Here is a 3,113-nt window from a genome sequence, read left to right on the forward strand (position 1 = left end):
ACGAAGCGATTGCTCGTTGCTCTAACCAACTGAGCTAAGGGTCCATATTTCATCGTTGGATAACCTTTTGATCCAACTTTCAACTTCTCGCTTCTAACCTCTAGTATAGTAGCGGCGGAGGGGATCGAACCCCCGACCTCACGGGTATGAACCGTACGCTCTAGCCAGCTGAGCTACGCCGCCATGGCTCCACAGGCAGGATTCGAACCTGCGACCGATCGGTTAACAGCCGATAGCTCTACCACTGAGCTACTGTGGAATAATTCAAAGATGATACTTCATTTGTACGCTTTGTGGTACCTGCCTTTTCGAAGAACTCGTAGGACAATCATGCAACAATGCTCATCGCTGAGCAACTGTCAAATGATCATTTTTTGAAAAACATATGTAGGTTTTGAGCCTGTCTGCTTAACCAGCAACAAGATCTAGTGTACCATAAATATTAAAAGTTTTCAATATGGATTTTCACTTAAAAATAAAAAATTGATTTCTTGTTGAAGGATAGTAATTCGGCTACAATTGCCTTATATTGAACAGTTATTGAAGGGGATTTGCATGAGCATTTTTCAATTATTTGTTAAAAGCCTTTATTCATTGAAGTCCATTTCTTTATTTCGCTTTCAGAAAATCGAAAAAACGATTAGTTATTTATTTTTTCTTTCATTTCTTGTTTCGCTTCCTTCTTTTATACTTTTTTTCATTATGCTTTTAAGCAATTTCCAAGGAGGCAGCAATTCAACAATTTTTGGAGAGGCCCTTTACGGGTTTGACGAATCCCAAATCATAGAGATGCAAGAGACGATGTCAGGGATGATTCCTGTCTTCATTTTTCTTTCCATTTTATTTATTTACCTGGCTGTCGCAATGCTTGAATTTATAACCGTCTCACTTATCGCAGGATTAGGCCTTCTTTTCAAAAAGTTTCTAGGAAGAAAGTTAAATTATAAGCAACTTTGGCTCATGTCCGCCTATTCTGCCACATTGCCTTCAGTCCTTATTGGGTTCAGTACGTTATTGCCCTTTTCTCTGCCCATGCCGTATTTACTTTACTCTGTCCCCTCTATTCTCATATTATTTTTAGCAATACGCAAAGTACCGATACCTAAAAAACAAAGGCACTGACGCGTCTTTCTGAGAAGTGGGAGGTTGGATGGGTTTACATTTGCGAATGAGACAAACTTATACTTTAACTTTAAAAAAAGTGAGAATTCCCTCTCACTTTTTTTTAGGCTTAATCACTATTTTCGTTCCATCAACGGAATCCACCGTCACTTCCACACCTTTTTCAAGCCACTGCCCTTCAGTTATCGCGCTGTATTTTTTTCCTTCAACTTCAATATTTCCAATCGGCCGAAACGCTGTTGCTGTGACCCCTTCTTTTCCAACTAATGATAAGAATTCTTCGTTAACTGAATTATACCCTTCATCACTTGTCAGCTTATCCTTTAGCGCCATTCGCTGCCACATTTTTCTTGGTCTCATCACTTTTAAAAATAACAGGGATAAACCAAATCCTACGAACAATGCAAAAACGGCGATAAATCCGTAAAGAAAAGATGGTGCTGGGACCGCAACTGACAAAGCCATGACAGCGAGGCCAATTAATGTGACGGATCCATCATTTACAATCGCCCCGTCTAAAATGATAAAAAAGAGGCCAACGAGAAAAACAATGGCGAGCCAAAGCATTTTACTGCTCGTTAAAAAGTGGGAAAAATAAAGGGTGAAAAGTCCGATTCCCACTATAAAAAATATGCCTTTCGCCTTTACAAACAGCTCCCCAAATAAAAAAAGTGAACCGAACATAATGACGAGAAAACCAATCATTGGCAACTCTACTATTTCCACCATTTCACCTGCTTAATCCTTTTTAATTATTCTATGATTTAAACCACGATTTCATATCCTCAATAACTGAAATAACAAAATCGATAAAACGCTGTATAAAGGACTTTGTTTCTTCACGGTTTAAAAATTCATCAAGATTATCCCTTACCTTCTCAAGTTGGGTTGTGACTTGGTCCCAATCAATGTTCAAGTCTTTCATTCGATTGAATAGGGATACAAGACCATTCAATTCTTCATCGGTCAACTGAATGCCCAGCTCTTCTGCAAGACGCTTAATAAGGGAACGTAAATCTTCTTCATTTTCCGGAGGATTTTTTGCAATTTCTTCTTTAATTCTGGACATTAATTCATTAGCTTTTTCGACGCCGACTTTATCCCCTAATTCAGCTGTTTTCACCATTTCTTCATTTGCTACTTTTTTCTGTTCTTCTGGAATTTTAATATTTGCTGTTACTTCGTACGCTTTTATGATTCCTGTAAGAGCAGCTGTTCCAGACACTTCGAAAGGTGCGGTTACATAAATATCCGCATCTTTTACACCTGCAGTAATGAGAGCATTGGCATACATTTCTTCAGATACCCATGTAATGTTGTTCGTTTCTACATTCAAGCCGGAACCTTTTTTCCCAATTGTAATCTTTGATGATGAAATGGCTCTCGTCCCAATTTGGGATTTGCTTATGTAATCTCCTAAATATTGATGTTCTTCCTTATTTGTCACGATAACAGGTTCAACATCTTCGGCAGCTCCCATTTCATTTAACAATTGATCTTTTTGTTGTTTTGTTAAATCTTCCCCTAACGTAATAATAACGTCCCCTGGTGCAGCATCAGCTAAAACAACCGCCGGCAATATAAATAAAGTGCACACAACAATTAAGAAGCGTGTTAAAAATTTCATATTTTGGAAAGCCCCTTTTACTATATAGTCTTCTTTAGTTGAATCGCTTTATACCCAATATTTTACCTATTTTATCTCCTATGGGCAATGAGCATTCCTTTAATAGACGAATTTAAACCAAAAAAAGTTTCACTTTTCATCTTTTACAGACATAAATTCTTGTGGACAAGCATATTATTCTAGAAGTTAGAAATAAGAAGTTGGAGTTGTTGAAATCGGCGAAAATGACCGATTTCTTTTTTTAACGTCCTAGGTCAAAAGTCCATTTTTAACATGATAATGATACGCTGTAAGGAGAAGTCTGAAATAACTCCTACGGGCAACCACTGAAAAAGAGGGCATAGGAAAACAAGCCATCTATTAA

The 3,113-nt window shown here is 37.7% G+C and carries 3 protein-coding genes and 2 tRNA genes; 1 reads left to right on the top strand and 4 read right to left on the bottom strand.

Annotated features, from left to right (window positions below; translation table 11 throughout):
• Positions 1-109: 109 nt before the first annotated feature.
• Positions 110-183, bottom strand: a tRNA-Met gene (locus DCC39_RS18595).
• Between the two features lies 1 nt (position 184).
• Positions 185-259 (bottom strand) — tRNA-Asn (locus tag DCC39_RS18600).
• Positions 260-555: 296 nt separating this feature from the next.
• Between DCC39_RS18600 and DCC39_RS18605 the strand changes: the two genes are divergently transcribed.
• Positions 556-1,122, top strand: coding sequence for a DUF1189 family protein (locus tag DCC39_RS18605; protein WP_116556377.1), 567 nt, complete (start codon positions 556-558; stop codon positions 1,120-1,122).
• Between the two features lie 93 nt (positions 1,123-1,215).
• On the opposite strand, the gene DCC39_RS18610 is transcribed toward DCC39_RS18605, so the two are convergent.
• Complete coding sequence (locus DCC39_RS18610; RefSeq protein WP_116556378.1) at positions 1,216-1,848, bottom strand: NfeD family protein; 633 nt, start codon at positions 1,846-1,848, stop codon at positions 1,216-1,218.
• A gap of 31 nt (positions 1,849-1,879) precedes the next feature.
• On the bottom strand, positions 1,880-2,749 hold the full coding sequence (locus tag DCC39_RS18615; RefSeq protein ID WP_116556379.1) for a DUF1002 domain-containing protein: 870 nt from the start codon (positions 2,747-2,749) through the stop codon (positions 1,880-1,882).
• Positions 2,750-3,113 lie beyond the last annotated feature (364 nt).

Source organism: Pueribacillus theae (genome assembly GCF_003097615.1).
GTDB classification, from domain to species: domain Bacteria; phylum Bacillota; class Bacilli; order Bacillales; family UBA6769; genus Pueribacillus; species Pueribacillus theae.

Excerpts from the sequence above, each read along its gene's own strand:
- DCC39_RS18605 (WP_116556377.1), top strand. The coding sequence starts at position 556 with ATGAGCATTTTTCAATTATTTGTTAAAAGCCTTTATTCATTGAAGTCC.
- DCC39_RS18615 (WP_116556379.1), bottom strand. The coding sequence starts at position 2,749 with ATGAAATTTTTAACACGCTTCTTAATTGTTGTGTGCACTTTATTTATA.